4 protein-coding genes are annotated in these 3,801 nt (G+C 33.0%); 1 reads left to right on the forward strand and 3 read right to left on the reverse strand.

Annotated elements, in window-relative coordinates; translation table 11 throughout:
• The first annotated feature begins 161 nt into the window (after positions 1–161).
• Positions 162–578, forward strand: coding sequence for a hypothetical protein (locus tag AC30RD_RS05460; protein ID WP_489493313.1), 417 nt, complete (start codon positions 162–164; stop codon positions 576–578).
• 18 nt (positions 579–596) lie between these two features.
• Here the strand turns inward: AC30RD_RS05460 and tkt are convergent, their stop codons facing one another.
• From tkt to AC30RD_RS05475, 3 genes are read right to left on the reverse strand one after another with little or no spacing between them, the layout of a single operon-like run.
• Positions 597–2,540: a transketolase gene (tkt, locus tag AC30RD_RS05465; protein ID WP_489493315.1), complete on the reverse strand. Its 1,944-nt coding sequence runs from the start codon at positions 2,538–2,540 to the stop codon at positions 597–599.
• Between the two features lie 2 nt (positions 2,541–2,542).
• Positions 2,543–3,418, reverse strand: a complete 876-nt coding sequence (locus AC30RD_RS05470) for a polyprenyl synthetase family protein (protein WP_489493316.1) — start codon at positions 3,416–3,418, stop codon at positions 2,543–2,545.
• Positions 3,418–3,732 carry a YbaB/EbfC family nucleoid-associated protein gene (locus tag AC30RD_RS05475; protein WP_489493317.1) on the reverse strand — a complete coding sequence of 105 codons (315 nt, stop codon included), beginning with the start codon at positions 3,730–3,732 and terminating at the stop codon, positions 3,418–3,420. The genes AC30RD_RS05470 and AC30RD_RS05475 overlap by 1 nt, the downstream gene beginning before the upstream one ends.
• Positions 3,733–3,801 lie beyond the last annotated feature (69 nt).

Here is a 3,801-nt window from a genome sequence, read left to right on the forward strand (position 1 = left end):
GCATATAAATTGGACTGAAATTTTACTAATTTTTTACCTATTTGTCAATAGAAATTATAAAATTTTTTGAAAAATTATAAAAAAGTAGCTAAATCTTAATTTTCAAAAAGAATTTTCATTAAGCTTCCTTATGCTAAAATAAAATTAAAAAGCTTATTAAAATGAAGTATCTAAAAATTTTACTGCTAACTGTTTTAATTTTTTTATCTTTTTTAATTTCAAGACATTTTTTAAGCGCACAATCTCTTGAAGAGGCTTTAAGAAAAAAAGAGTATAAAAGCACAAAAGATATAATCATTACAAAACCATGCGATATAAATGATACAACATGCAAAGTTGAACTATTTACAAACAACTCAAAAGATCTTGACTCTATTTTACTTGAAAATAAATTAAATCAGCCACTTCATTCGCTAAATATAGGGATAATAAAAGTTAAAAAGACGCAAAAAGCAATAGAAAAAGAGGTTAGTAAAGATATAAAAAAGCTTTTTTTTCTACCAAAAAAAATAAAAGTCAGATCGGAAGTAAAAAAAGACAAGATTTATACAAGATTTATATATAGATTTGAAGATTAGTTGAGTAGTTTAAACTACTCAACCTTTTAAAATATTTTCAACTCTTTCAATAATATTTGAAATAGTAAAACCATATTCTTTAAAAATCTCGTTTGCTTTTCCGCTTGCTCCAAACCTATTTTCAATAGCTATTACATCATCGGCAAATCTATACCACTCTATTCCTGCTGCAGCTTCTATCGCTAAAACTTTAGTATTATTATCTATAACTTTTTCTTGATACTCTTTTGGCTGCTCTAAAAAAAGCTCCATACAAGGCATACTAACAATATTTGCGTTAATTCCTCTCTCCTCTAAATGACATCCAGCTTGCAAAGCAAGCATAACTTCACTACCGGTTGCTATCAGGGTAACAGTTGCGTTTTCTCTTTTTTTAATAATATAAGCCCCTTTACTTACATCTCCAAAATCTTTTGTCGGTTTTAAGGTTTTCAATTTTTGTCTGCTTAAAACAAAGGCGCAAGGAAAATTAAGATTTAGTGCTATTTTCCAACATTCAACATTTTCAGTAGCATCAGCAGGCCTAAAAACGTAAAAATTTGGTAGTGCTCTAAATTGGCTTAACTGTTCTATTGGTTGATGTGTTGGACCATCTTCTCCTACTCCTATACTATCGTGGGTCCAAACAAAATAGTTTTTAAGTTTAGAAAGTGCAGCTATCCTTACTGCCGGTTTTTGATAATCGCTAAACACAAAAAATGTAGCGTTAAAAGGCATCAGTAGTCCATATGCCGCCATCCCGTTAGAAATAGCTCCCATAGCGTGCTCTCTAATTCCAAAATGAAAATTTTTCCCCTTTGGAAACTCTCCCATATTATGAAGATATGTTTTATTTGACGGAGCCAAATCGGCACTTCCGCCAACAAATCCTACTAAAGCTTTCGCTATGGCGTTTAAAATTTTTCCGTTGCTATCTCTTGTTGCTATTTCGCTACCAGGTTCAAATTTTGGCCAATCAATAGAGTTAAAATCAGGATTTTCTAAAAGATTTAATATCTCGTTTTGCTCTTTATATGGAAGTTCCAAAAGGAGTTTTTTCCACTCTTTTTCGGCTAGTTCTCCTTTTTCCACAGCACATCTAAATCTAACTAAAACATCTTCCGGGACAAAAAACTTTTTATCAGGATCAAAACCGGCTTTCTCTTTTGCGCATCTAATATCATCTTCTCCTAAAGGTGCACCATGAGAGTGCGGATCACCTTCATATTTGCAGCTTCCTTTTGCGATTATGGAATTGGAGATGATTAAAGTTGGCTTTTTTCTCTTTTTTGCCCAGCTTAATGCTGCGTCAATATCGTCATAATCGTGTCCATTTATCTCTATAACATCCCAGTTTTGTGCCTCAAATCTTTCTCTGATATTTTCATTCCAAGCTATAGAGGTGTCTCCCTCTATGGTTATATGGTTGCTATCATATATTAAAATCAAATTATTTAGTTCAAACCTACCAGCTAAAGCGCAAGCCTCATAGCTAATACCCTCTTCCAAATCCCCATCACCGCATAAACAATAAACTTTATGATCTATAACTTTTGCGTTATCTTTATTTAGTAAATACTCTAAATATTTTTGAGCCATAGCCATCCCTACGGCGTTTGCAACTCCCTGACCTAGCGGGCCAGTTGTAATTTCAACACCGGGTGTATGACCATATTCTGGATGCCCAGGCGTTTTTGATCCAAGCTGTCTAAACTCTTTAAGATCCTCAAGAGTCAAATCATAACCCCAAAGATACAAAAGCGAATATATAAGTCCCGTAGCGTGTCCTCCGCTAAAGACTAATCTATCACGATTTATCCATTTTGGATTTTTAGGATTATGCTTTAAATGCTCGCTCAAAACTACCGCTACATCAGCTAACCCAAGAGGTGCACCAGGATGGCCGCTGTTTGCCTTTTGTATCATATCCAATGCCAAAAATCTAATGGTATCAGCCATCTTTTTTCGCATTTTATTATCCATTTTTACCTCACTTGATTTAAATTTTTATGTCTAAAAATATAATTTTTTAAAAGAGCGTTTAGATTTTTTTCCAAATTCTTATCAAATCCTTTTAGCTCATATTCCAGTTTTTTTGCTAAATTATCCGCTTCTTTATATGCCCCTTCAATCCCCAATAGATTAACAAAACTGTTTTTATCCTTATCGTTAGATGTGGTTTTTCCGGCACTATTTTCATCCTCTAACGCATCAATTAAGTCATCTTGTATCTGAAAAAGAAGCCCCAAATCGATACCAAAATTATATAACTTTTCTTGTAATTTTATATCCAAATCCGAAATTATAGCTCCCATTTTCAAGCTTGCTGCGATCAATTTTGCTGTTTTATGAATATGTAAAAATTTAAGTTTTTCTAAACTAAGAGACTTTTTTTCAAAATAGCAATCAATTGCCTGACCCAAAACCATGCCGTATATTCCGCCGTTATATGATAGCTCTTGAATTAGCATCGCTTTTGTGTCATTGGAGAGGGGAGATGTTGAAATTAGATAAAATGAGTGAGTATTTAACGCATCTCCTACCAATATCGCTGTCGTTTCATCATATTTTTTATGAAGAGTTAAGTTTCCCCTTCTCAATGTGGCGTTATCCATAGCGGGCAAATCATCATGAATTAGAGAATAAGTATGAAGATACTCTATTGCAGCGGCTACTGGAAAGGAATTTTTTAAAAGAAGGGGCGTAAAAGAGTTTACAACGTTTAATAAAAGAAGCGGCCTAAATCTTTTGCCTCCGGCTTTTATTAAATATTCTAACGCTTCTTGAAAAAAGGGGTGAAAACTTTCTACTTTCGGAGTTGAAGCTATCAAATATTTTTCAAACTCTTTTATTAGATCCATTAAATCTTTCCAAAGGGGTTTTGAGATCCCATAAGATTCATTGCCAGATTTTTTTTCTCATCCTCTACCATTTTTAAAACATCGTTTATTGCGCTAATTAATAAAATCTGTAAAGACTCTTTATCTTCTAAAAGAGAATCGTCTATTTCTATATCTACAATCTCACCTTTTCCGTTAGCGCTAACTTTTACAAGTCCTCCACCGCTTTTAGCGGTAAATATCTTTTTTTCACTCTCTTCTTGAAGTTTTTTTGCGTTTTTTTGTATCTCTTCTAAAACTTTCCCTAAATCTCCAAGATTTAGTTTATCAAACATTTTTGTCCTTCATTTAAGAATTAGTTGAGTGACTATTATATAACTATTTTAGCCACTCAACCACTTAAC

This window comes from Nitrosophilus sp. (assembly GCF_982775275.1).

Coding starts and splice junctions, on each gene's coding strand:
- AC30RD_RS05460 (WP_489493313.1), top strand. CDS start 162: ATGAAGTATCTAAAAATTTTACTGCTAACTGTTTTAATTTTTTTATCT.
- tkt (WP_489493315.1), bottom strand. CDS start 2,540: ATGGATAATAAAATGCGAAAAAAGATGGCTGATACCATTAGATTTTTG.
- AC30RD_RS05470 (WP_489493316.1), bottom strand. CDS start 3,418: ATGGATCTAATAAAAGAGTTTGAAAAATATTTGATAGCTTCAACTCCG.
- AC30RD_RS05475 (WP_489493317.1), bottom strand. CDS start 3,732: ATGTTTGATAAACTAAATCTTGGAGATTTAGGGAAAGTTTTAGAAGAG.